The organism is Bordetella flabilis, assembly GCF_001676725.1.
Taxonomy (GTDB): Bacteria; Pseudomonadota; Gammaproteobacteria; order Burkholderiales; family Burkholderiaceae_B; genus Bordetella_C; species Bordetella_C flabilis.
Genome location: NZ_CP016172.1, coordinates 170,476 through 193,851, shown reverse-complemented (window position 1 = coordinate 193,851; position 23,376 = coordinate 170,476). Strand labels below are relative to the sequence as shown.

At 66.8% G+C, this 23,376-nt stretch carries 24 protein-coding genes; 4 read left to right on the top strand and 20 right to left on the bottom strand.

What is annotated here, in order from left to right; translation table 11 throughout:
• Window positions 1-7: 7 nt before the first annotated feature.
• The 6 genes from BAU07_RS00920 to BAU07_RS00895 all read right to left on the bottom strand — a co-directional run bounded on the left by BAU07_RS00920 (window position 8) and on the right by BAU07_RS00895 (window position 7,246).
• The gene (locus tag BAU07_RS00920) at window positions 8-1,096 is read right to left on the bottom strand and encodes a glycosyltransferase family 4 protein (protein ID WP_066652769.1); all 1,089 of its coding nucleotides are present in this window, start codon (window positions 1,094-1,096) and stop codon (window positions 8-10) included.
• Entirely contained in the window at window positions 1,093-2,415 is a 1,323-nt protein-coding gene (locus BAU07_RS00915) for a UDP-glucose dehydrogenase family protein (protein WP_066652766.1), read from the bottom strand. The genes BAU07_RS00920 and BAU07_RS00915 overlap by 4 nt, the downstream gene beginning before the upstream one ends.
• 166 nt (window positions 2,416-2,581) lie before the next feature.
• A complete protein-coding gene (locus BAU07_RS00910) occupies window positions 2,582-4,021 on the bottom strand; it encodes an MFS transporter (protein WP_084026007.1) in 1,440 nt (479 codons plus the stop codon).
• Complete coding sequence (gene glmU, locus BAU07_RS00905) at window positions 4,018-5,388, bottom strand: bifunctional UDP-N-acetylglucosamine diphosphorylase/glucosamine-1-phosphate N-acetyltransferase GlmU (RefSeq protein ID WP_066652763.1); 1,371 nt, start codon at window positions 5,386-5,388, stop codon at window positions 4,018-4,020. The genes BAU07_RS00910 and glmU overlap by 4 nt, the downstream gene beginning before the upstream one ends.
• A gap of 53 nt (window positions 5,389-5,441) precedes the next feature.
• Complete coding sequence (locus tag BAU07_RS00900) at window positions 5,442-6,434, bottom strand: PhaM family polyhydroxyalkanoate granule multifunctional regulatory protein (protein ID WP_066652762.1); 993 nt, start codon at window positions 6,432-6,434, stop codon at window positions 5,442-5,444.
• A 107-nt stretch (window positions 6,435-6,541) separates the two neighbouring features.
• Window positions 6,542-7,246 carry a glycine zipper 2TM domain-containing protein gene (locus tag BAU07_RS00895; RefSeq protein ID WP_066652760.1) on the bottom strand — a complete coding sequence of 235 codons (705 nt, stop codon included), beginning with the start codon at window positions 7,244-7,246 and terminating at the stop codon, window positions 6,542-6,544.
• A 175-nt stretch (window positions 7,247-7,421) separates the two neighbouring features.
• On the opposite strand from BAU07_RS00895, the gene BAU07_RS00890 reads away from it, so the two are divergent.
• Window positions 7,422-7,664, top strand: a complete 243-nt coding sequence (locus BAU07_RS00890) for a DUF3717 domain-containing protein (RefSeq protein WP_066652758.1) — start codon at window positions 7,422-7,424, stop codon at window positions 7,662-7,664.
• Window positions 7,665-7,719: 55 nt separating this feature from the next.
• Here the strand turns inward: BAU07_RS00890 and BAU07_RS00885 are convergent, their stop codons facing one another.
• From BAU07_RS00885 to BAU07_RS00865, 5 genes are all read right to left on the bottom strand, one after another.
• Window positions 7,720-8,325, bottom strand: a complete 606-nt coding sequence (locus BAU07_RS00885) for an SCO family protein (RefSeq protein ID WP_066652752.1) — start codon at window positions 8,323-8,325, stop codon at window positions 7,720-7,722.
• Window positions 8,326-8,345: 20 nt separating this feature from the next.
• Window positions 8,346-9,239, bottom strand: a complete 894-nt coding sequence (gene cyoE, locus BAU07_RS00880; protein WP_066652750.1) for a heme o synthase — start codon at window positions 9,237-9,239, stop codon at window positions 8,346-8,348.
• Window positions 9,240-9,263: 24 nt separating this feature from the next.
• Window positions 9,264-10,292 (bottom strand): COX15/CtaA family protein, encoded by a 1,029-nt coding sequence (locus tag BAU07_RS00875; protein WP_066652747.1) that lies wholly within the window; start codon window positions 10,290-10,292, stop codon window positions 9,264-9,266.
• 4 nt (window positions 10,293-10,296) lie between these two features.
• Window positions 10,297-10,923 carry an SCO family protein gene (locus BAU07_RS00870; RefSeq protein ID WP_232338218.1) on the bottom strand — a complete coding sequence of 209 codons (627 nt, stop codon included), beginning with the start codon at window positions 10,921-10,923 and terminating at the stop codon, window positions 10,297-10,299.
• Window positions 10,924-11,008: 85 nt separating this feature from the next.
• Window positions 11,009-11,803, bottom strand: coding sequence for an SURF1 family protein (locus BAU07_RS00865; protein WP_066652744.1), 795 nt, complete (start codon window positions 11,801-11,803; stop codon window positions 11,009-11,011).
• 36 nt (window positions 11,804-11,839) lie between these two features.
• On the opposite strand from BAU07_RS00865, the gene BAU07_RS00860 reads away from it, so the two are divergent.
• Window positions 11,840-12,040, top strand: a complete 201-nt coding sequence (locus tag BAU07_RS00860; protein ID WP_066652741.1) for a twin transmembrane helix small protein — start codon at window positions 11,840-11,842, stop codon at window positions 12,038-12,040.
• A 42-nt stretch (window positions 12,041-12,082) separates the two neighbouring features.
• Here the strand turns inward: BAU07_RS00860 and BAU07_RS00855 are convergent, their stop codons facing one another.
• The 5 genes from BAU07_RS00855 to coxB all read right to left on the bottom strand — a co-directional run bounded on the left by BAU07_RS00855 (window position 12,083) and on the right by coxB (window position 16,271).
• On the bottom strand, window positions 12,083-12,958 hold the full coding sequence (locus BAU07_RS00855) for a cytochrome c oxidase subunit 3 (protein WP_066652739.1): 876 nt from the start codon (window positions 12,956-12,958) through the stop codon (window positions 12,083-12,085).
• A 34-nt stretch (window positions 12,959-12,992) separates the two neighbouring features.
• Entirely contained in the window at window positions 12,993-13,217 is a 225-nt protein-coding gene (locus BAU07_RS00850; RefSeq protein WP_066652737.1) for a DUF2970 domain-containing protein, read from the bottom strand.
• Between the two features lie 12 nt (window positions 13,218-13,229).
• Complete coding sequence (locus BAU07_RS27445) at window positions 13,230-13,352, bottom strand: cytochrome oxidase small assembly protein (protein ID WP_232338217.1); 123 nt, start codon at window positions 13,350-13,352, stop codon at window positions 13,230-13,232.
• Window positions 13,353-13,388: 36 nt separating this feature from the next.
• Window positions 13,389-15,002, bottom strand: coding sequence for a cytochrome c oxidase subunit I (gene ctaD / locus BAU07_RS00845; protein ID WP_066652735.1), 1,614 nt, complete (start codon window positions 15,000-15,002; stop codon window positions 13,389-13,391).
• 111 nt (window positions 15,003-15,113) lie between these two features.
• The gene (coxB, locus tag BAU07_RS00840) at window positions 15,114-16,271 is read right to left on the bottom strand and encodes a cytochrome c oxidase subunit II (RefSeq protein ID WP_066652732.1); all 1,158 of its coding nucleotides are present in this window, start codon (window positions 16,269-16,271) and stop codon (window positions 15,114-15,116) included.
• A gap of 273 nt (window positions 16,272-16,544) precedes the next feature.
• Here coxB and BAU07_RS00835 point away from each other — a divergent pair, with 273 nt between their 5' ends.
• A complete protein-coding gene (locus BAU07_RS00835) occupies window positions 16,545-17,375 on the top strand; it encodes an NUDIX hydrolase (protein WP_066652729.1) in 831 nt (276 codons plus the stop codon).
• A gap of 87 nt (window positions 17,376-17,462) precedes the next feature.
• Here BAU07_RS00835 and BAU07_RS00830 read toward each other — a convergent pair whose 3' ends face one another.
• Genes BAU07_RS00830 through BAU07_RS00815 form a run of 4 tightly spaced genes read right to left on the bottom strand, consistent with a single transcriptional unit; the run spans window position 17,463 to window position 22,165 of the window.
• The gene (locus BAU07_RS00830) at window positions 17,463-19,247 is read right to left on the bottom strand and encodes an IlvD/Edd family dehydratase (protein WP_066652726.1); all 1,785 of its coding nucleotides are present in this window, start codon (window positions 19,245-19,247) and stop codon (window positions 17,463-17,465) included.
• A gap of 9 nt (window positions 19,248-19,256) precedes the next feature.
• Window positions 19,257-20,276, bottom strand: a complete 1,020-nt coding sequence (locus BAU07_RS00825; protein ID WP_066652724.1) for a TRAP transporter substrate-binding protein — start codon at window positions 20,274-20,276, stop codon at window positions 19,257-19,259.
• A gap of 23 nt (window positions 20,277-20,299) precedes the next feature.
• The gene (locus tag BAU07_RS00820) at window positions 20,300-21,583 is read right to left on the bottom strand and encodes a TRAP transporter large permease (protein ID WP_066652722.1); all 1,284 of its coding nucleotides are present in this window, start codon (window positions 21,581-21,583) and stop codon (window positions 20,300-20,302) included.
• Between the two features lie 39 nt (window positions 21,584-21,622).
• Window positions 21,623-22,165, bottom strand: a complete 543-nt coding sequence (locus BAU07_RS00815; RefSeq protein WP_066652721.1) for a TRAP transporter small permease — start codon at window positions 22,163-22,165, stop codon at window positions 21,623-21,625.
• A 137-nt stretch (window positions 22,166-22,302) separates the two neighbouring features.
• Between BAU07_RS00815 and gntR the strand changes: the two genes are divergently transcribed.
• On the top strand, window positions 22,303-23,328 hold the full coding sequence (gntR, locus tag BAU07_RS00810) for an HTH-type transcriptional regulator GntR (RefSeq protein WP_066652719.1): 1,026 nt from the start codon (window positions 22,303-22,305) through the stop codon (window positions 23,326-23,328).
• The last annotated feature ends 48 nt before the right edge of the window (window positions 23,329-23,376 follow it).

Below are 23,376 nucleotides of genomic sequence, written 5' to 3'. Positions count from 1 at the left end.
GGCGGGATCAGGAGGCCTCGATGCGCGCCGCCTCGCCCCGGCGACGCAGCAGCTTGGCGAACTGCGCCAGATACCGGTCGCCCATTCCGCGCACGTCGTGCTCCGCCCTCACGTAGTCATACGCGCGCTGCGTCAATTGCTGGCGCAAGCCGGCGTCGTCCAGCAGCCGCGCCATGCCCTGCGCCAGCGCGCGGTAGTCCTCGACGGCGCAAAGTATGCCGCGTCCGTCGGCAAGGCTTTCCTTCAAGCCGCCCGCGTCGGTGGACACCACCGGCACGCGATGCAGGAAGGCGTCGAACACGCTGCTGCCCAGCGCTTCCTCGCGCGAGCTCATGGCGAAGACATCCATGGCGGCGTAGAAGTCCTCCACGCCCTTGCGGAAACCGGCGAACAGGTACACCGATTCCAGTCCCAGCTCCGCGACCAGCGCGCGCGCCTCGGCTTCGTTGTTCCCCCCCGCGCCGAAGTGCACAAAGATGAAATCGAGCCGCGTTTCAGCCAGTTCGGCCACGGCACGTATCATCGTCAGCGGATCCTTGTCATGGATCAGCGCTGCGGACGTGGCGACGATCTTCTTGCCCGGCAGCTTGAATTCCGATGACAGGCGCGCCAGGTTGCCGGCATCCACCGGCGCCGGCAGCACCGCGCTGCGGATGATGACCGGCTCGATGCCCAGCCGACGCGGCTCGCGCGCCGCCATGTCGCTGATGGCGACGAACAGGTCCACGCGGCGCCACTTGGCGCCGGTTTTCCATTGCTCCTGCGGCTTGACCACGAAGGACGTGCGGCGCGAGAACACCACGGGCCGGCCATGCAGGGTCTTGGTCAGGACGGCCCAGGTCACCGTGTTCGCGGTCTGCGCGTGGATGATGTCGTAGCGCCGGCCGCGCGTGGCCAGGAAACCCAGCTGCCCGGGTACATGCTTCACGGCATGTACTGTGAAGCCTTGTTCGGCGGCCCGCTGCGCCAGCGGCGCACCGGCGCGAGCCAGCAGTTCCACTTCATGTCCCGCGTCGCGAAAGGCCAGCATGCAGTACAGGGTTTGCCTCTCCCCGCCACGCCAGCCTTTCTCGAAATTGAGCTGCAGGATCCTCATGCGCGGCCGATACCCTCGTAGTCGAAGCCCAGGGCCTTCAGGTCGGCCGCGTTGTACTGGTTGCGGCCGTCCAGGATGACGGGCGCCTTCAGCAATTCCCGGACACGCTCGAAGTCCGGTGCGCGGAACGCCTTCCATTCGGTGACCAGCAGCAAACCGTCGGCGCCTTCCACCGCCTTGTACATGTCCGGCGCGAACTCGACGTTGCCGTTGGCCGCCAGCAGCTTCTCCGCCTCGTGCGCGGCCACCGGATCGTAGGCCCGTACGCGCGCGCCGCGGCGGGTCAGTTCCTCGATGACGGTCAGGCTGGGCGCCTCGCGCATGTCGTCGGTATTCGGCTTGAACGCAAGCCCCCACAGGGCGAAGGTGCGGCCCCGCAGGTCCTCGCCATAACGGCGCACGACTTTCTGCGTCAGACGGAATTTCTGCGCGTCGTTCGCCGTCTCCACCGCCTCGATCACGCGCATCGGCAAGCCGTGCTGCTCGGCCGTGCGGATCAGGGCCTGCACATCCTTGGGAAAGCACGAACCGCCGTAGCCGGCGCCCGGATACAGGAACTGGTAGCCGATGCGCGGATCCGCGCCGATGCCGCGACGCACCTGTTCGATATCGGCGCCCAGGGTCTCGGCCAGGTTGGCCATCTCGTTCATGAACGAAATGCGCGTGGCCAACATGGCATTGGCCGCATACTTGGTCAGTTCGGCCGAGCGCACGTCCATCACCATCAGGCGGTCATGGGTGCGCTGGAACGGCTCGTAGATGCGGCGCATGACGCCGATGGTGTAATCGTCATCCGCGCCCACGATGACACGGTCCGGACTCATGAAGTCCTGGATCGCCGCGCCTTCCTTCAGGAATTCCGGGTTGGACGCGACGCTGAACGGCAAGTCCACGCCGCGCTGCGCGAGCACCTCGGCCACGGCTTGGCGCACCTGGTCGGCGGTGCCCACCGGAACGGTGGACTTGTCGACGATGATCTTGCGGGCGGTCATGTGGCGGCCAATGTTGCGCGCCGCTTCGAGCACGTATTGCAGGTCCGCGGAGCCGTCCTGGCCGGGCGGCGTGCCGACGGCGATGAACTGCACATCGCCGTGGCTGACGCTCAGCGCGATGTCATCGGTGAAATGCAGGCGTCCGCCCCGTGCATTGCGCCGTACGAGTTCTTCCAGGCCCGGCTCGTAGATGGGAATGACGCCCTGGCGCAGCCGGGCGACCTTGGCGGCATCGACATCCAGGCACATGACGTCGTTGCCCATTTCCGCCAGGCACGCGCCCGAGACCAGACCGACATAGCCGGTTCCCACTACGGTAATTTTCATTGGGGATCGCCCTTCATTTACCCATGGCCGCCGCAATCCCGCGGCCTACGGCGGCATTATAGGAGGGGCAAGGCAAAAGCCGTGCCGCAAGGCAGAAGGGAAAACCGACCGCTGTTCCGCGGTATCGCCCCTATCGCCGGCGGATTTACCGCTCGCCGCCTGTCGCTCAGCGATCCGAGGCGGCCCGCCCCGCCCGCGTAAACCGCACGGTGTTGACCACCACCGCCAGGCCGGCGCAGATGGCCCCCAGTGTCACCGCGACCAGCGGCCCGTGCCGGGGAAACAGGCCAAAGGAAGTGGCCACCAGCGCGGTACCGAAGCTCTGCCCGAATACGCGCGTCGTCGCCTGCACGCCGCCGATCGCGCCGCTGCGCGTGCGCGGGGCGGACGAAATCATCGAGCGGTTGTTCGGCGTCTGGAAGAACCCGAAGCCCAGGCCGCAGACGAACATGCCGGCCATGATCCAGGGGTTGGACGCGCTGTGCGGAAGGACCGCCAGCCACACCAGCCCGACAGCCATGCAGCCGGCGCCCACGCCACTGAGCGTGGCGGCGGAAAACCTGTCCGACATGCGTCCCGCCACCGGCGCAATCAGGCCCGTGCCGACCGGCCATGCGGCCATCAGCATGCCCACCTCCAGATGCGAGCGGCCCAGCACGGACTGGAAATAGAAGGGCAGGGACACATAGGCCGACATCTGCGCCGCAAAGGTGCACGCCGAGGCCGCCACCGCGTAGGCGATCGGTGGAATGCGCAACAGGTCCACGGGCACGAGCGGCGCGGCCTGGCGTGTCGCGCGGCGCACCAGCAGGATGCCCGCGAGCACGGAAATGGCCACCATGCCCACGCCGCGCACCAGGTCGGCATGCAGGTTGTCGATACCGGTAATGAAGACACCCAGCACGACCATGCATAGCAGCGCGCTCACCACGTCGAAGCGGGTCTTTACGCGCGGGACGTCGGGCAGGAAGCGCACCAGGAACAAGCCGAACAGCCCTATCGGCACGTTCACCGCGAAGATCCACGGCCAATCCACCACGGACAGGATGACCGAACCCAGCGTCGGACCCAGCACCGACATGATCGCCACCGTGGTGGCGTTGACGCTGATGCCCCGACCCAGTTTCGATAGCGGGTAGATGTAACGCATCAAGCCGCCGAACATGCACATCAGCGATGCCGCGCCCACGCCCTGGAACATGCGCGCCAGCGTCAGGGTCGTGAGCGAATTCGACATCGCGCAGGCGAGCGAAGCCAGCGTGAACAGGCCCAGGCCCAGGCCGAACATGCGCCGAAAGCCGACCCGCTCGGCCAGGGCCGATAGCGGCAACAGCATCACCACGACCGACACGCTGTAGGCATTGACGATCCAGACCGCGCTGGCCGGGTCGATATTCAGGTCGACGGAGATCGTCGGCAAGGCCACGTTGGCGATGGTGCTGTCGAGCACCGCCAGGCTGATGCCCAGCAGCACCACGCCGGCCGCCCAATAGCGCCGCGGCGTGGGCAGACCGTCAGGCGTGGCGCACTTCGATGAACTTTTGTCCGGCCCGGCGCCTGAAGGGCCGGACTGCTCGCTGGCCGGACTGCCGCGGAGGTCTTTCACGATTTCCTGGTCGGGCGTTTCCAACCTTCGATCGTGGCCTGGCGCGCGCGCGACAGCGTCAACTTGCCGGCGGGCGCATCGCGGGTCAGCGTGGTGCCGGCGCCCAGGGTGGCGCCTTCACCCACGCGGATGGGCGCGACCAATTGCGTATCGGAACCGATGAAGACATCGTCCTCCACGATGGTGCGGTGCTTGTTCACGCCGTCGTAGTTGCAGGTGATGGTACCCGCGCCGACGTTGACCCGCGCGCCGATCTCCGCGTCGCCGATATAGCTCAGGTGGTTGGCCTTGCTGTCCGGGCCGATGACGCTGTTCTTCACTTCGACGAAATTGCCGACGTGCGTACGGTCGGCCAGCGCCGCACCGGGCCGCAGGCGCGCATAGGGACCGATGCGCGCGTCCGCGCCGATGGTGGCCTGTTGCAGGTGGCTGAAGGCTTCCACGACGGTGCCCCGGCCCACGCGCACGTCGCGCAGCACGCAGTGCGGGCCGATGCGCACGCCATCCGCCAGTTCGACCCTGCCTTCGAAGACGCAGCCGACGTCGATGTAGACATCGCGGCCGACCGTCATGCTGCCGCGCAGGTCGAAACGCGCCGGATCGGCCAGCGATGCGCCGGCCTCCAGCAGCCTGCGCGCCTGTTCCCGCTGCCACACGCGCTCCAGTTCCGCCTGCTGCACGCGGCTGTTCACACCCAGCGTTTCCCAGGCGGCGCCGGGCTGGGCGCTGCCCACCGGTACGCCATCGGCAACGGCCAGGCCGACGACATCGGTCAGGTAGTACTCGCCTTGCGCGTTGCGGTTGTCGATGCGCGTCAGCCAGTCCTTCAGGCGCGCCGTCGGCGCCGCCAGAATGCCGGTGTTCACCTCCGCGATGCTGCGCTCGGCGTCGGAGGCGTCCTTGTGCTCCACGATGCGGCGAACGCGCCCTTCGGCGTCGCGCACGATACGCCCGTAGCCGGTCGGATCGGGTAGCGTTTCGGTCAGGACCGCCATGCCTTCCCCACGCGCTGCCAGCAACCGCTGCAGTGTCTCCGACTGGACCAGCGGCACATCGCCGTACAGGACCAGCGTGGCGTCGTCCGCATCCCCGTCCAGCAACTGCGGCACGGCCTGGGCCACGGCGTGGCCCGTGCCCTGCTGCGGCCGCTGCAAGGCGAAGGCCAGGTCGGGCTGATCCTGGAACGCCGCCTGGACCTGTTCGGCGCCATGGCCGACCACGACGATGATACGTGCGGGCTCCAGGCGCCGCGCGCTGTCCAGTACATGGGACAGCATGGAACGGCCGGCCAGCGTATGCAGCACCTTGGGCAAATCCGACTGCATGCGCTTGCCGAGCCCGGCAGCGAGTATGACGACGTTGAGCATGGGAATTGACAAAATTGCGCCGCCTCGTGGGCGGCGGGATAGTGGGAAAGGACCTAGGACCTGTCTGATCCTGATTGTATTTTGTTTTTCCGCGCGGCCGTTTTACGGGCTGCCGTATTGTCGGCCGTCGATTTGCCCGCCGCCTTCTTGCCGGCCGCGGACTTTCCGGCGGGCGTGTGCCCCGCCGTCGTGCGAGCGGCGCCTGCATCGCCATGCGCCTCCTGCGTGCCCGCTGACCCCTTGGAAGACGCCCGGGCCCTGCCGGCGGACCCGCTCGGTCCGCCTGCGCCGGTGGCCGGCCACTGTGCGGCCGGTCCGCCTTGCGGCTGGCCGCCGGGCATGGTGGCCGCCGTCGCAGCGGCGAGCTGGTTGAATTGCTGCTGCAGCATCCCCCACCACGCCTCGGAGGCCGACTGCGCGGCCTGGCTGATGGCGTCCGCCGATCCGGCGGACGCGCCGGCGGCCTCACCCGGGGCGGCGCCTCCGGCGCCAGGGCCGGTGGTGCCGCCGGAGCCGCTTTCCGGCGCTTCATTGCGCGCCTCGCCGCCGGAGGCGGCACGGTCCTTCGCGGCATCCCGGCGCGCCGACGTGCCCCCCTCGTCGCTCCCCGATGCGCGCGACGGCGCGCTGCCACGCTGCCCGGCACCGCCGGGCGCGGGCTTCAGGCCCAAGACGACTTCCAGCGGCGACGCGTCGCCCCAGGCGGCGGGGTCGCGCGCCTGGCTGCCCAGGGTGTCGACGAAGGATCGCAAGGTGGCGATGGTGGAGCGCTGCACCTCCATGCCCTGGATGGTGCTGCTCAGCATGGACAGATTCATGCGCAGCCAGCTTTCCACGCTGCGCAGCTCCGCGATGCGCCGTTCGAGGTCGGGAAGATTCATGGGCGGCGTCATGGGCAGGGACTGGGCCAGTCCCCCAGGCCCTGCCAAGCCGGCCCAGGCTTGCCGCATCATTTCCATGCTGGCCAGCAGCGGGTTGCCGGCGGTGTCGGAGCCCCCCTGTCCCATGCCGGGCAGGACGAAGGGATTGCTGTTCTGGTCGGTCATGTCGTCCTCTCGTCCATTTCATGCCGGTGCGTCAACGATAGCGCCTGCCGGCGAGCCCGCTGCGCCGCTGCCCGGACGCATCGGGCCGCCCGACAGGCGGCACGCGCTCAGCGCGGCAGCAGTTGGTTGTTCTCCACGCGTATCGCCTGTCCCGGCGCGTATTGGAAAGGGGTGGCGCTGCGGAATGTGTGCGAGCGGCCGTCGTTGGTGCGCGCCACCAATTGATAGCGCGTCACGGTCTGTTGCTGCTTGATATTACGCTCGATTTCACGGCCTGCCAAAGCGCCGCCGACGGCGCCCAGCACGGTCAGCGCGGTCTTGCCGCTACCGCCGCCGAACTGGTTGCCCACCACGCCGCCGACCACGCCGCCGGCCACCGTGCCGATGATGGGCTCGTTATTGTTCTGCACCGGCACCTGTACCTGGTTGACCGACACGACCACGCCGCAGTGGGGGCACGAGGCCGCATCGGCAGGCGGCGGCGCCGTCTGTGCGGACGGCGCCTGGACGCCGGGCGGCGTTTGCGATTGAGACTGGGGCTGCGCCTGCGCCATGCGCGGCTGCGCGGGCACAGCGGGGGCCGCCGGCGTTGCGTTGCCGGCGGCATCGGCGGGCAGCGGCGCGCGGTTGGCATCCTCCGGGCCGGCGGCGGCGGCCTGGGCGGCTTCCTGCTGGGCGTTCGGCGTAGGCAGCCACCCCAGGATCGCGGCAATGGCCACGGCGCACAGCGCGATCACGCATACGGACGCGATCGCGACCAAAGGGTGCAGCGCGCGGCGCGGGGCGGCCGACAAGGGCGCTGGAGCATTCATGGCGAGTCTCCTTGGAAAAAGACGGCCCGATGTATAGCATCCGGCGCCGTTTTCCGCGTATTGCGAAGGTGACCGTTTGAAAGATTTGCAAAGCTCGCTGACCGCTCTCCCCGGGGCATGTCCCGGTCCGCCCGGGCCGACATGACTTTCCCGGCGGTTCTGGGACAATGGCCCCATGGACACCGTCATTCCAATCACACGCCTGGAAGAAGCCATCAACTACTGGCGCAACCGCTCCCCCGCCACAGGCGAGGAATCGCGCTTGTGCCCGGAGGCCGCCGCGCTGGCCGCGCCTTATGCCTTGATGATCATGGCCGGCCGCCGCGAATTGCCGGCGGCCGAGCTGAACGCCATCGCGCGCGGCGCCTTCGAGGCATGGCAGGCTGCGTCTGGAAGCGGTGCTGCGAACGCAGATTGAACGCCGTGCGCCGCGCTGCAGGCGCCGGATTGCCGGCGCCCGTTCGGGCGGGGTGTCAGGCCAGAAGCGCCTTGATGTCGTGCACCAGCGCTTCGCCGTCGGTACCGTTGCCCGCCAGCACCCGCGCCTCGCCGCTTCCATCCAATAGATAGAACGCGGCACTGTGGTCCATGCTGTAGTCGGCGCCGTCCTTCGCCATGACCTTGGCGTAATAGACCTTGAACGACGTCGCCGCCTGCTTTACTTGTTCCGGCGTACCCGTCAGCCCCACGAAGGCCGGATTGAAGGTCTGGACGTATTGCTTCAGCACCTCGGGGGTATCGCGTTCCGGATCGACGGTAATCATGATGACCTGCACGCGCGACGCGTCGCTGCCCAATGCCTGCATGACCTGCGCCAGCTCGGCCAGCGATGTGGGACACACGTCCGGGCAGTGGGTGTAGCCGAAGAACACCACCTTCACCTTGCCCGCATAGTCGGCCAGGGTACGGGGACGCCCGTCCTGGTCGATCATCGACAGGTCCTTGCCCAGGTGCGTCCCGGTAATGTCGCTGCCCTTGAAGGTCGGCGTGCCCTGGCCGCAGGCGGCCACCAGGGCCGCGACCGGGGCAGCGGCCAGGATGCGCAGCAGGGCGCGGCGGTCGTTCGGAAATGCTGGCATGGGGGTGTCTCGAGGCGGGGTCAAATCAGCAGTTGGGCCCAGTGATCCACCAGCAGGGCACCGAACAGCAGCGCCAGGTAGACGATGGAATAGCGGAACAGCTTGCGCGCCAGGGCGTCCGAATACTCGCGGTACAGCCGCCAGGCATACCGGACGAACATCGCCCCCAGCACCAACGCGGCCACCAGGTAGATCACGCCGCTCATGCGGATGGCGTAGGGCAGCAAGGTCGTGGCCAGCAGCGCGACGCTATACAGCAGGATATGCAGGCGAGTGAACTTCTGCCCGTGCGTGACGGGCAGCATGGGCAGCCCGGAATTGGCATAGTCGTTGGTACGGTACAAGGCCAGCGCCCAGAAATGCGGCGGCGTCCAGATGAAGATGATCAGCACCAGCACCCAGGCTTGCGCGGGCGCCGCATTGGCGATGGCGGCCCAGCCCAGGGCGGGCGGCATCGCGCCGGACAAGCCGCCGATGACGATGTTCTGTGGCGTGCGCGGCTTGAGGATGACCGTATAGATGACGGCATAGCCGACAAAGGTAGCGAAGGTCAGCCACATCGTGAGCGGGTTGACCAGGTTGTACAGCACCAGCATCCCGGCGCCGCCCAGCAGCCCGGACAGCGCCACGACCTGCTGCGGCTGGATGCTGCCGCGCGCAGTGGGACGCCGGGCGGTGCGCAGCATGCGTGCGTCGACTTCCTGCTCGATCAGGCAATTGATGGCGAAGGCGGCGGCAGCCAGCAACCAGATGCCCAGCGTCGCGAAGGCGACCCGCTTCAGGTCGGGCAAGCCCGGCGTGGCCAGGAACATGCCGATCACAGCGCAGAACACGGCGAGTTGTGTAACACGCGGCTTGGTCAGCACCAGGTACTGGCGCAGCAATCCGGAATCCGGGGCGGCATAGCTAGTCATGGCGGCTATTTTAAACTGCCCGCGCTAAACCGGCTGCGGCGCGAGGCTACGGAGGGCGGGACGCCCCGCCGTCGCCAGCCGTACCCGCAGCGTCACCGCCGCCAGGACCAGTCCGGCGGCGCCGCCGTTGTGCAAGACAGCGATCGCCAGCGGCCACTCGAAGAAGATCGTAGTGAGCCCGGTCAGCAACTGGGCCAGCAAGAGCGCCAGCATCAGCGAGGCCGGGCCACGCAAGCCCGGCTCGGACCGCAGCCGCGCACCCAGAATACCCAGGTAGACGAACACAACGAACGCGAAATTGCGATGGACCCAATGGATGGCAGTCAGCGCGTACTGCGAGATCATCTCGCCGGACGGCAGCTCACCCAGGCCGCGGATGATGGAATAGCCGCCGGCGAAGTCCATGGGCGGGACCCACTGCCCTTGGCAGGTGGGAAAGTCCATGCAGGCCAGGGCGGCGTAGTTGGTGCTTACCCAACCGCCCAGGGCAATCTGCAGGACCAGCAGCGCCAGTCCGCCTGTCATCCAGCCGCGCCAGCGCGCGGCGCCGGCCCCCAGGGAGGCATAGGGTCTTTCGCGGGCTGCCAGCCAGGTCATGACGGCCAGCGTCAGCATCCCGAACAGCAGGTGGGCCGTCACGACCGCAGGCATCAGCTGGTGCGTCACGGTCCAGGCCCCGAAAGCGCCCTGCACGCACACGGTAATCAGCGCCACCGTGGCCAAGGCCGGGGACCGGCCCAGGCGGTCCCGATGGCGCCATGCCATGTACACGATGGCGATGATCAGCATGCCCAGGATGGAGCCCACGTAGCGATGGATCATCTCGATCCAGGCCTTGGATAGCGAAACCGGCCCGAAAGGCATGGCGCGATTGGCGTCGTGGATGTCCGCCAGGGAGCCCAACGGCGTCACGCTGCCATAGCAGCCGGGCCAGTCGGGGCAGCCCAGGCCGGAGTCCGTCAGGCGCACGAAGGCGCCGAACATGATGAGATCCAGCGTCAGGAACCAGGTGAAGAACACCAGCTTGCGATAGCGGCGAATAACGGGGTCCATGCGATCAGCCAATGCGCGAGTTACGGACCAGCTTGCTGACGTCCTTGCGTACCTTCACCGGATCCGCCTCGGCGGGAAACTGCAGCATCAGGTGCCCCAGCGGGTCCGCCATCCAGATCGGCCCGGACAAGGCCTGGGCCGGCGCGGCGGACGGCGCGCCGAGCAGGAAGGGGGCGAGCTGCTCGGGCCGGCCGCGCACCATCACCGTGCCGCGATACGCTTCCAGAACCTTGTCCGGCACCGGGGCGTCATCCGTGATGAACCAGACGCGCGCCAGGCGGTCGACGTTCTTGCCCTGGCTGGCGTGCGTATTGCGGATGATGAACAGCTTGCGCGCGCAGGACTCGGGGCAGGCGCCGCCGTCGGCGGCCATCAGCAGCCATTTGCCCTTCAGGCTGGCCAGGTCGAATGGCTGCCCATCCAGGGTGGCGAGGGGCAGCGCCCCCGCGGAAGGCATGTCGCGCTGCGGTTCGATCAGGTCCCCATAGTTGCTGCCATCCTGGGGCCACCACTGTGGGTTCAGGTAGACAATCACGGCACTCACGATGGGCGCCAGGGTGATGATGAAGATCACCAGCATGATGGGCACGACGCTGCTGCGCTTGGCAGGCGAGGCGGGCGGATAAGTCATGGCGGTTCGAACCAAAATAGTGTTCCCGATCAGAGTGTTCGCATCGCATCCAGGTTCGCGATGTCCGAAGGCCTGTGCGCGGCCCTCATGGCCGCGCCCGCGCCTCGGGCCGGCCGCCGCGCCGCGCGCGCACGGCCACCACGACAAAGGCCACGCCGGCGATGCAGGCAAAGCCAAACCACTGCATGGCGTAGCCCAGGTTCTGGTTATAGTCCACCGACGGCTGCGGCCAGTCGCGTACCAGTCCATCCCCGGCCGGTTGCAGTTGCTCCATCACGGCAGGCATCAGCCGCAGGCCGGTGGCGCGGGCATAGCTGTCCAGGTCCAGGTTCTGCACTGTCGGCAGGCCGCCGGGAGCGGGCCACGTTGCCGGAAGCGCATCGCCCGACGGGCCGCCCGGGTTCCATAATTCGAACAGACGCGGCACGCGTTCCACCAGTTCGCCGGATACCGTCTGCACACCAGGCGGCAGCGCGGGCGGCCGGGGCGCGGCCATGCCGCCCCCCACCGCGCCGGGCAAGGCGCGCGGCATCCAGCCGCGCAGAACCAGCACGGCCATACCCGGACCACCGCCTTCCAGGACCAGCGGAGTCGCCACCCAATAACCCGGACGGCCGTCCTGGTTGCGGTTGTCCAGCAGCACCGTCAGGTCGTCGCGCCAGTTTCCCTGCGCCGATACAGGGCGCCAGGCACGCAGCTCGCTGGCCGGCGTGGCGGGCGCCAGGGCCAGCGGCGCTTGCCGGCGGCCGGATTCGATCGCGGCAAGGATCGCGCGCCGTTCGTCGGCCCGGCGCAACTGCCAGCGGCCCAGTGACGCGAGCAGCACGACCGCGATACCGAGCAGCACCAAAGCGGTCACGGTGCGATGCGCACGAGCCATGTCTGCAATAATTCCGTTTTAAACCCGGAGGCCGCCATGCGCGTTCTCGTCGTCCTCGCCTTCATCGGGATCCTCGGCAGTCTTGCTTCAGCCCTGATCTATCTGATGAAGGACAAAGGCAGCACCAACAGAACAGTCAATGCCTTGACCGTGCGCATCGGCTTGTCCGTCGCGCTGTTCCTGTTCGTGCTGCTCGCGCACTACCTGGGCTGGATCCAGAGCACGGGGTTTAGATGACCGTGCGGGGCGCGGGTTCCATGAACCCGCGCCGTGGTTGTATCAGAACCAGTATACGAACAGGTACAGCCCCAGCCAGACCACGTCGACGAAGTGCCAATACCAGGCCGCGCCCTCGAAACCGAAGTGGTGGTCCGCCGTGAAGTGCCCACGCATCAGGCGGAACAGGATCACCGTCAGCATGGTCGCGCCCATGATGACGTGGAAGCCGTGGAAGCCGGTCAACATGAAGAACAGCGAGCCATACGCACCCGAGTTGAACTTCAGGTTGAGCTCGGTGTAGGCATGGTGGTATTCGAAGGCCTGGCAGCCCACGAACAGCACGCCCAGCAATACGGTCGCCGCCAGCCAGAAGATCGCCTTGCCGCGATGATCGGCACGCAACGCATGGTGCGAAATCGTCAGCGTCACGCCGGAACTGAGCAGCAGCGCGGTATTGATGGTCGGCAGCGGGAAGGGGCCGACCGTCTGGAAGTGTTCCACGATGCCGGCGGGCCCGAAGTTCGGCCATACGGCATTGAAGTCCGGCCACAGCAGCAGCTTGTGGTCCAGGTCGCCCAGCCAGGGCGTGGTAATGGTGCGCACGTACCACAGGGCGCCGAAGAAGCCGCCGAAGAACATGACCTCGGAGAAGATGAACCAGCTCATCCCCCAGCGGTACGACACATCGACGCGCTTGCTGTTCAGGCCGCCTTCGGATTCACCGATGGCATCGCCGAACCAGCGGAACAGCACCGCGATCAGGCAGACCAGGCCCAGCAGGACCAGCCACTTGCCGGCACCGACGCCGTTGATCCAGGCCGCCGCGCCCACGGCGGTAATCAGCAGCGCGATCGCGCTGCGGACAGGATGCCCGGAGTCGGCGGGCACATAGTAGTAGGGCGCCTCTTTCGCTTGAACCGAGTGTCCTGCACTCATGGTCTTCTCCCTGGTCTTATACGTTGAATAGTGTTCAGCTCAGGCTGGCGACAGCCCAGCGCACGATGGCCACCAGGACCACCACGAAAATCACGCCCGCCAGCACCCCGGCGATGATCAGGTGCACGGGATTCAGTCGCGAGGCGTCGTCCTGGTAGCCCGCGCCCTTGCGTATGCCCAGCATTCCCCACGCCACCGCCTTCAAGGTCTGCAGGAAGGTGAATTTGCGTTGGGATGCGTCGCGCAGATCCTGGCTCATGGTTCCGCCCTGTCAGGTGCCGCTGCCGGCGAACAGGCTGCCGCCCTTGAACATGGCCCAGGCGAACACCGCCACCACGAAGACCAGCAGCGTCAGGCCGATGATCCGGTTGCGGCGGCGTTGTTCGGGCGTCATGGTCGGTCCTGGGGACATGGTCGTTGCGGCACCGGCTTACTTCACTTCCGGCGGCGTTTCGAAGGTATGGAAGGGCGCCGGCGACGGCACCGACCATTCCAGCCCTTCAGCGCCATCCCAAGGCTTGGCCGAAGCCGGCTCGCCCTTGCCGGAGAAGCAGCGCATCATCGCGTACAGGAAGATCAGTTGCGACAGGCCGAACCAGAAGGCGCCGATCGTGGCGACCTGGTGGAACGTGGTGAACTGCGCGGCGTAGTCCGCATAGCGGCGCGGCATCCCCGCCAGGCCCAGGAAGTGCATCGGGAAGAAGGTCAGGTTGAACGAGATCAGCGACGACCAGAAGTGCCATTTGCCCAGCGTTTCGCTGTACATGCGGCCGGTCCACTTCGGCACCCAGTAGTAGGCGCCCGAGAACAAGCCGAACAGCGAGCCCGCCACCAGAACGTAATGGAAGTGCGCCACCACGTAGTAGGTGTCATGGACCTGGATGTCGATGGGCGCAACGGACAGGATCAGGCCGGTGAAGCCGCCGATGGTGAACACGAAGATGAAGCCGATCGCGAACAGCATGGGCGTTTCGAAGGTCATGGACCCGCGCCACATCGTCGCCACCCAGTTGAAGATCTTCACGCCCGTGGGGATGGAGATCAGCATGGTGGCGTACATGAAGTACAGCTGCCCGGTCACCGGCATGCCCGTGGTGAACATGTGGTGCGCCCAAACGATGAAGGACAGCACCGCGATCGCGGCCGTGGCGTACACCATGGACGCGTAGCCGAACAACTGCTTGCGGGCGAACGCCGGCACGACGGCGGACACGATGCCGAAGGCCGGGAGAATCATGATGTAGACCTCGGGATGCCCGAAAAACCAGAACACGTGCTGGTAGAGCACCGGGTCGCCGCCAGCGGCCGCGTTGAAGAAGCCCGTACCGAAGTGGCGGTCGGTCAGCACCATGGTGATCGCCGCGGCCAGCACCGGCATGACGGCGATCAGCAGGAAGGCGGTGATCAGCCAGGTCCAGCAGAACAGCGGCATCTTCATCAGCGTCATGCCGGGCGCGCGCATGTTCAGGATGGTCACGACCACGTTGATCGCGCCCATGATGGACGAGGCGCCCATGATGTGCATGGCGAAGATGGCCAGGTCCATGCCCGGGCCCATCTGCAGCGACAGCGGCGCATACAGCGTCCAGCCGGCCGCGGTCGCGCCGCCGGGAACGAAGAACGAGGCGGTCAGCAGGATGGCCGCCATCGGCAGCAGCCAGAAGCTGAAGTTGTTCATGCGCGCGAAAGCCATGTCCGACGCGCCGATCTGCAGCGGAATCATCCAGTTCGCGAAGCCCACGAAGGCCGGCATGATCGCGCCGAACACCATCACCAGCCCGTGCATGGTGGTGAACTGGTTGAACAGCTCGGGGCGGAAGAACTGCAGTCCCGGCTCGAAGAGCTCGGTACGCAGCAGCAGGGCCAGCGTGCCGCCTTCCAGCAGCATGACGAACGAGAAGATGAGATACATCGTCCCGATGTCTTTGTGATTCGTGGCGAACAGCCAGCGTCGCCATCCGGTCGGGATGGCGTGATGATGGTCATCGTGACCGTGGCCGTGCTCTTGGCCCGGCGAGACGTGGTCTACAGTGACGCTGCTCATGGTCTCGGCTCCTTCCTGCATATTGCCAAGCCGGTCCACGGCCTGGCAGAGGTATTCGGTATATGGCTGACGCGGGCCAGGTCCGGATCGGCGTCCGGACCGGCGGCGGCGCTAGTGCAACGCCTTGATGGCGGACGGCTGTACGGTCGGCTCCTGCCCCTTGCCCGCGTTGCTCCATGCGTGGCGGGTATAGGTGACCACCGCCGCGATTTCGACATCGTTGAGCTGGTTCATGAAGGCCGGCATCGGCGTGCCCGGACGGCCGTGCAGCACCGTCTTGACCTGCTCGGCGTGCGGACCGAGGACGATTTTGTCCCCGTCCAGGGCCGGGAAGGAGCCAGGCACACCCTTGCCGTTGGCCTGGTGGCACGCCACGCAGTGGCTGCCGTAGACTTTCTCGCCGCGGGCGACCAGCTCGGCCTCAGCCCACTCCTTGGTGGGATCGTCGGCCTGGGCGGCCAGCTTCTTCTTCTGGTCCTCGGCCCACTTGGCGTAGTCTTCCTTGGACTTGACTTCCACCACGATGGGCATGAAGGCGTGGTCCTTGCCGCACAGTTCGGCGCATTGGCCGCGGTAGGTGCCTACCTTTTCGGCGCGGAACCAGGTGTCGCGCAGGAAACCCGGGATGGCGTCCTGCTTGATGCCGAAGTCGGGCACCATCCACGAATGGATGACGTCGCCGGCGGTCAGCACGATGCGGACTTTCTGGTCCACCGGCACGACCAGCGGATTGTCCACTTCCATCAGGTAGAACTCGCCCTTGGGCTCGCGGTTCTCGATCTGCGCGCGGGGCGTGGCCAGGGTGGACAGGAACTTGACGCCCATGGCGGGGCCGTCCACGTATTCGTAGCCCCACTTCCATTGGTAGCCGGTGACCTTGACGGTCAGGTCGGGGCTGGAGGTGTCTTTCATCGCGACCACGGTACGCGTGGCGGGCAAGGCCATGGCGATGATGATGAAGAAGGGGATGACGGTCCACGCCACCTCCACGCCCACGTGCTCGTGGAAGGTCGCCGGCTGGTAGCCGCGCGACTTGCGGTGCGCCCAGATCGAATAGAACATCACGCCAAAGACGCCGATGAAGATCACCAGGCAGATGGCGAGCATCATCCAGTGCAGCCACATGACCTCATGGGCAATGCCCGTGACGCCTTCATGCAGGTTCAGCTGGTCGACCTTCGGGCCTCCGGGCATGTCCTTTACTTGAGCACAGGCAATGCTGCTGACCAGCAGTGCACAAGCCCCCAGTATCCCTCTCCACTTCTTCATGCTGACCCTCGATCATTGCGCGTCGGGGCCGTCCTGATGTGGCAGGATGCCCCCGCCGACGCAAGCACGGAAACGCGCGATTGTTGGACGGCAGATTTCGATGCGGGCAAAAATGGATGCCCGTCGGTTCTGCTCGAATCACAAAGAAACCGCCGGATTATAGCGGAGCCCGCTTCCCCTCGTAACGAAGACCTTCGGGGCAAGCCCCAACCTGCCATCGCCTGCGTGCCGACAAGGCGTCTTTCGACACCAACAGGGCCTAAAATCCCCGCCATGCCGCCGAACGCACTCCATCCGTCCACGCCGCTTTCCGCCGAGAACCTTTACGCCGTGCTGCGCGATCACGCGCAGGAAGCGCCGCCGCCCCTGTCGCGCGCGCTTCATATCGCGGGCAGCGCCTGCGGCCACGCCACCCTGGCGGCGTGCGATGCCCTGCGCGGCCAGCCCGGTGTCAGGCTCGACGCGGACGCCTTGCACATCGGAGAGGGCATGGCGCCCGGCCCGGCCTTGAACGGCGTGCTCGCCAGCACGGCGCGTGCCTTGCGGGAAGCTGACTGCCTGCGCGGCTGGCGCGATGAACTGCTGGACATCACGGCGCCGGATGGGGGGCATCTCGGCGTGATAGAACGCGCCGCAGTGCGGCCCCTGGGCATCCTGACACGCGCGGTGCACTTGAATGCCTGGACCCCGGACGGCCTGTTGTGGGTGGCGCGCCGCGCGCTGGACAAGGCCACCGATCCGGGCATGTGGGACACGCTCGTGGGCGGACTGGTCGCCGCCGGCGAAACGCTGGACGTCGCGCTCATCCGCGAATGCGACGAAGAGGCCGGCTTGTCCCCGGCCGATGTACGGGCACGCAGCGCGCTGCGCACGGTGCTGCGCATGCACCGGCGGCTGCCGGAGGGCTACCAGGTGGAGGACCTGCTGGTGAGCCGCTGCGTCCTGGACGCGGCGGTCCAGCCCCGCAACCGAGACGGCGAAGTCATGGAAATCGCCACCGTCAGCGCGCAACAGGCGCTGGCCATGGTGGCCGCGGGCGAATTCACGCTCGAAGCGGGCCTGGTCGTGGTCGACGACATCGCCGCGCAGGCCGGGCGGCGCTAGCCGCCCATTGCCGGGAGAGCACCATGCGCGTGCCTTCCGGCAAGGGCGGCATGCCGCGCCACGGCAAGGGGGGGACGCCGCGCGGCCTTAGTGCGAATGCCGCGGGTCGCCGCGCTGCTCCACGACCTTGAGGTAGAGCGTCGCCGGCTCCAGGCACATGCCGGTGGACAACTGCCCCGTCATGCCGCGGAAGATCTCCTGCCACGGCGTTTGCGGCGGGGCAATCTCGAACGAGGCCTGCGCGCGGCGCGCTTCGAGTTCTTCGGCGTCGACCGCCAGCGTCACCGTGCGCGCATTCAGGTCCACGCGGATGCGGTCGCCGGTGCGCAGCCACGCCAACCCGCCGCCGACCGCCGCCTCGGGCGACATGTTCAGGATGGACGGACTGGCCGACGTTCCGCTCTGGCGCCCGTCGCCCATGCACGGCAGCGAGTCGATGCCCTGCTGGATCAGGCGCGCAGGCGGCGCCATGTTGACCACCTCGGCGCCGCCGGGGTATGCCACCGGGCCGGCGCCGCGTATCACCAGGATGCAGCGCTCGTCGATATTGAGCGCCGGGTCGCCGATGCGCGCGTGGTAATCCTCAGGGCCGTCGAACACGATGGCGCGCGCTTCGAACGCATTCTCGTGGCCCGGCTCGGACAGATAGGCGCGGCGGAAATCCTCGCCCACGACCGACATCTTCATGATCGCGCTGTCGAAGAAATTGCCCGACAGCACGATGAAACCGGCGCGCTGCTTGAGCGGCGCCGCACATGTCCGGATGACATCGCGGTCGCCGGTGGCCGCCTGCGACGCGATCTCGCCCACGGTCTTGCCGGACACCGTCAGGCAATCGCCATGCAGCAGGCCCGCGGCAAGCAGCTCGTGCTGCACGGCCGGCACGCCGCCGGCGCGGTGGAAGTTCTCGCCCAGGTACTCGCCGGCGGGGACGCAGTTCACCAGCAGGGGAACGTCCTCGCCGAAGCGCTGCCAGTCGTCCAGCGTCAGGTCCACGCCCATGTGGCGCGCGATGGCGATGAGGTGGGGTGGGCAATTCGTGGACGCGCCCAGCGCCGAGGCCACCACGATGGCGTTCTCGAAGGCGCGACGCGTCAGGATGCGCGAAGGCCGCAGGTCCTCGCGCACCATGTCGACGATGCGCAGGCCGGTGGCGTAGGCCATCTGGCCGCGCTCGCGGTAAGGCGCCGGGATGCTGGCGCAGGTGGGCAGCGACATGCCGAGGGCCTCGGCCAGCGAATTCATCGACAGGGCGGTGCCCATCGTATTGCAGTGCCCGACCGACGGCGACGACGCGGTGGCCAGCTGCATGAAGCCTTCGTAGTCGATCTTGCCGGCCGCCATCAGGTTGCGCGCATGCCAGATGATGGTGCCCGAACCGACCCGCTTGCCCTCGTGCCAACCGTCCAGCATGGGGCCCCCGGACAATACGATGGCCGGGATATCGACCGTGGCGGCCGCCATCAGGCAGGCCGGCGTGGTCTTGTCGCAACCCGTGGTCAGGACCACGCCGTCCAGGGGATAGCCATGCAGGATTTCCACCAGGCCCAGGTAGGCCAGGTTGCGGTCCAGCGCGGCCGTGGGCCGGCGCCCCTGCTCAGCCAGCGGGTGAACGGGGAACTCCATCGGGATGCCCCCCGCATCCCGTATGGCCGCCTTGGTCCGCTGCGACAGCTCCAGATGGTGCCGGTTGCAGGGCGCCAGGTCGCTGCCGGTCTGCGCGATGCCGATGATGGGCCGGCCCGATTGCAGCTCGGCGCGGGTCAGGCCGTAGTTCAGGTAACGCTCGACATAGATCGCCGTCATGTCGGCGTGGGAAGGATCATCGAACCATTTCTGGCTGCGCAGGCGGCGCGGAGATGCGGAAGACATAAACGGAACCTACCCTTGCCGTACTTTGTTGATCTCGTCCTGCAGTTGCTTGACCAGGTCGGGTCCCAGCTCCTGCGTGTACTTGTCGACGACCGGCTGCGCCTTGGCGCGCAACCGCTTCAGTTCCTCGTCGGAGACCTTGTTGATCTTCATGCCGGACTTCTCCAGCATCTGCATGGACTTCTGGGAATCGGCGCGGCTGTCCTTGCGTTCGAATTCGCGCGACTTCACCGCTGCCTCGCGGATCAGCTTCTGCTCGTCCGGCGACAGCGTATCCCACCACTTCTTCGAAGCCAGCACCACCCACGGGGTATAGACGTGGTGGGTCAGGCTCAGATAGGGCTGCACTTCGTAGAACTTGCTGCTCTGAATGGTCGAGACGGGATTCTCCTGCCCATCCACCGTGCGAGTCTCCAGCGCGGTAAAGAGCTCGGAAAAGGGCATCGGCACGGCGTTAGCGCCCAGTGCACCGAATACGCCCAGCGCGATCTGGTTCTGCATGACGCGCAGCTTTATGCCTTCCATGTCCTCGGCCTTGGCGATGGGCCGCTTGGAATTGGTCACGTCGCGAAAGCCATTCTCCCAATAGACCAGGCCCACCAGGCCCTTGGCGTCCAGCATCTTCAGCAGTTTCTCGCCGAAGGGGCCATCGAGCACGGCGTCCGCTTCCTTCTCGTTGTTGAACAGGAAGGGCAGGTCGTAGACCCCGAACTCCTTGACCATGGTGGCCAGCGGCGCGGTCGAACCCACCATCATTTCCTGCGAGCCGCCCACCAGCGCCGCCTGCATCTGCTCGTCCGAACCCAGGTTGGCCGAACCGAAGGTGCGCATCTTCAGCTTGCCGCCGCTGAGCTTGCCCAGCTCTTCGGCCAGGTAGCGCGCGGCGCGCCCCTGCACGCTCTCGTCGTTCAGCCCGTAGCCGAAGCGGATGATGCGCGTCTTGACGTCCTGCGCGTGGGCCATGCCTGCGGCGGTGCAGGCCGATACCGCCGCCAGCGCGACGACGAGTTTTTTCATTGAATTCAACATGGTGGTCTCCTTTGGGTTTATTCCTAATGTATCCATTTCGCCGGGACGGTAATCAGCTCGGGAAAGATCACCATCAGCACAAGCAACAGCGTATAGGCCACCACATAGCGCCACGCGCCACGGATGATGGTTTCCATCTTGATACGGGCGACACCCGCCACTACGTTCAATACCGTCCCGACCGGCGGCGTGAGCAGGCCGACGCAGCCGACCATGACGAACATGACGCCGAAGTACACCGGGTCGATGCCGGCCTTGGTGACCACCGGCATCAGGACAGGCGCGAGGATCAGGATGGTGGGCGTCAGGTCCATGGCGGTGCCGATCAGCGTCAGCAGGATCAGCAGCGCGAACATCAGCCATTTCGGGTGATCTAGGATGGGCTCGAGCAGCGCGACCAGGGCCTGCGGCATGTCGGCCAGCGTGATCATGTACGAGGACACCATCGCCGCCGCGACCAGGAACATGACGATCGCCGTGGTCATGGCCGCCCGCATGAACAGCGGGCCCAGGTCCTTGAAACCGATCTCGCGGTAGACAAACAGGCTGATCAACAGGGCATAGACTGCCGCGACGACCGCGGCCTCGGTCGGGGTGAAAATGCCGCCGCGCAGTCCGCCGATGATGATGACGGGCAACATCAGCGCCCACACCGATTCGCGCACGGCCCGCAATCGTGCGCTCCACGGTTGGCGCGGCGACGGCAATACATTCTTGCCGCTGCGCCGCACGGTCCATGACCAGACCGCGATCAGGGTCAGCGCCATCAGCAGGCCGGGGGCGATGCCCGCGAAGAACAGCCGGGTGATGGACACATTGGTCGCCACGCCGAAGATGATGAAGGAAATCGAAGGCGGAATGATCGGCGCGATAATGCCGCCCGCGGCGATCAGGCCCGCGGAATCGCCGGCTTCGTAGCCCTTGTCCCGGAGCATGGGGATGAGCAGCGATCCCAGCGCCGCGGCATCGGCTACCGCCGACCCGGACAGGGCAGCCAGCAGCACGCTGGCGAAGATGGCCACATAGCCCAGCCCGCCGCGGATATGTCCCACGAACATCGAGGCCAGGTTGACGATGCGGCGCGAAATGCCGCCTTCATTCATCAACTCGCCGGCAAGCATGAAGAGAGGTACCGCCATCAGCGTGAAGCTGTTGGCGCCGGACAGCATGTTCTGCGCCAGGATCTGCGGGTCGACGAAGTCCATCTGGAACATCATCGGCACGGCGCTGATCAGCAGCGCGAAGGCGATCGGCATGCCCAGCGCGAGCAGGCCCAGCAGTACAACCAGGAAAACGGTGAGGATCATGGCATCGGGCGTGGAGTTGACCGTGGAAGGCGCATGCCCTCAGGTAAGGGGATCGACGGCGCTGGCATCCAGCGGAGGTTCTGCGCCGGCCAGGGTCAGGATGATGTCGGCCAGCGTCAGCAAGGCCATGGCGACCCCCGCATACAGGCAGGCGGCGGCGAAGGTGGCGGCCGGCATGCCGGTGACGGGCAGGCGCGTTCCCATGGCGATCACGGTTTGTTCCCAGCTGCCCTTGATGAACATGCACAGCACGGCCAGGATCAGCACCTGGCAGAACAGGTGCGACGCCCGGCGCGCGCCGGGCCCGAAGCGTTCCACCAGCATGGTCACGCCCATGTGGGTATGGCTGCGCACGGCGAGCACCGAACCGATGAAGATCAGCCATACGAAGGCCAGGCGCGACACTTCGTCGGAGACATTGATGCCGGAATTGAAGGCGTAGCGCAGGGCCACGTTGCCGAACAGCAGCACCACCATGACCGCCAGGCAGCCGACCATTAGCCATCCCTGGACGCGGAAAACGAAATCGAGCGCGCGCCGCAAGGCCTGCGGTGCCGCCGGTGGCGGGGGGCGGGTCTGCATCGATGTCTCCTGATGTTTTGGCGTATGCCGATGCGAGACGCGATGTTAGCGCTATCATATAGCGCTTGCCAACCCCTGCCCGGGTTTGTACGGAGTCCCGCTTTGGGTCAGACTACGGGCTTTTCTCCTGCGCAGCCATGACGGTCCGGAAGTCCAGAACCTCGCGCCAGTCCGGCGTCACGATGGCCGATGTGGCCCGCTCGGCGGGCGTCAGCGCAATCACCGTGTCGCGCGCGCTGCGTACACCGGAGAAAGTGCAGCCGGCGGTGCGCGCCCGCATCGAGCAGGCCTGCGAGCAGCTCGGCTACGTTCCCAACCACGCCGCCAGCGCCCTGGCCTCGGCACGCTCGCGCACCGTCGTGGTGTTGATTCCTTCGCTCAGCAATATCGTCTTCGTCGACATCCTGGCCGGAATCAAGGAAGTGCTGGACGCCCACTCGCACCATATGCATATCGGCCTGACGGGCTATTCGGCGGAGTCCGAGGAGGCGCTGTTGCGGACGTATCTGCAGCACTCCCCCGACGGCCTGATCCTGACCGGCGTCGACCATCGTCCTGGCGTGTGGAAGCTGCTGGAGGCGCGCAGGATACCCACCGTCCATACGATCGAAACGCTGCCGGACGGCCCTGGCCTTAGTGTGGGGTTTTCCCAGTTCGACTCGGGCTACGCCGCCGGCCGGCATCTGGTGGAACGTGGCTATCGGCGCATCGCGGTGGCCGGCGCCCAGTTGGACCCTCGCTCCCTGCGTCGTTGCGAGGGCTGCCGCCAGGCGCTGCGCGACGCCGACCTGTACGACCCTGCGCTGGAAATCATGACGCCCAGCAAATCGTCCCTGAGCCTGGGCGCCGAATTGCTGGACGCGCTGCTGCGCGACCATCCCGACTGCGATGCGATTTTCTTCTGCAATGACGACCTGGCGCAGGGCGCCGTCTTCCAGTGCGGCCGGCTGGGAATCGCGGTGCCGGGCCGCATGGGCCTGATCGGTTTCCACGACCTGAACGGCACGGCATGGACCACGCCGCCCTTGTCCACCATCGCCACGCCGCGCTACGAGATCGGCCGTTCCGCGGCGACGCTGCTGATGAACGAACTTGAGGGCCGGCCGAATCCCCAGCGCCACCTGGACCTGGGTTTTCGCCTGGTCCAGCGCGAAACCACCTGAGCCGGGCGAGCGCCCGGGAAAGCCGGCAGCCGCTCGGCGCCGCCCTGA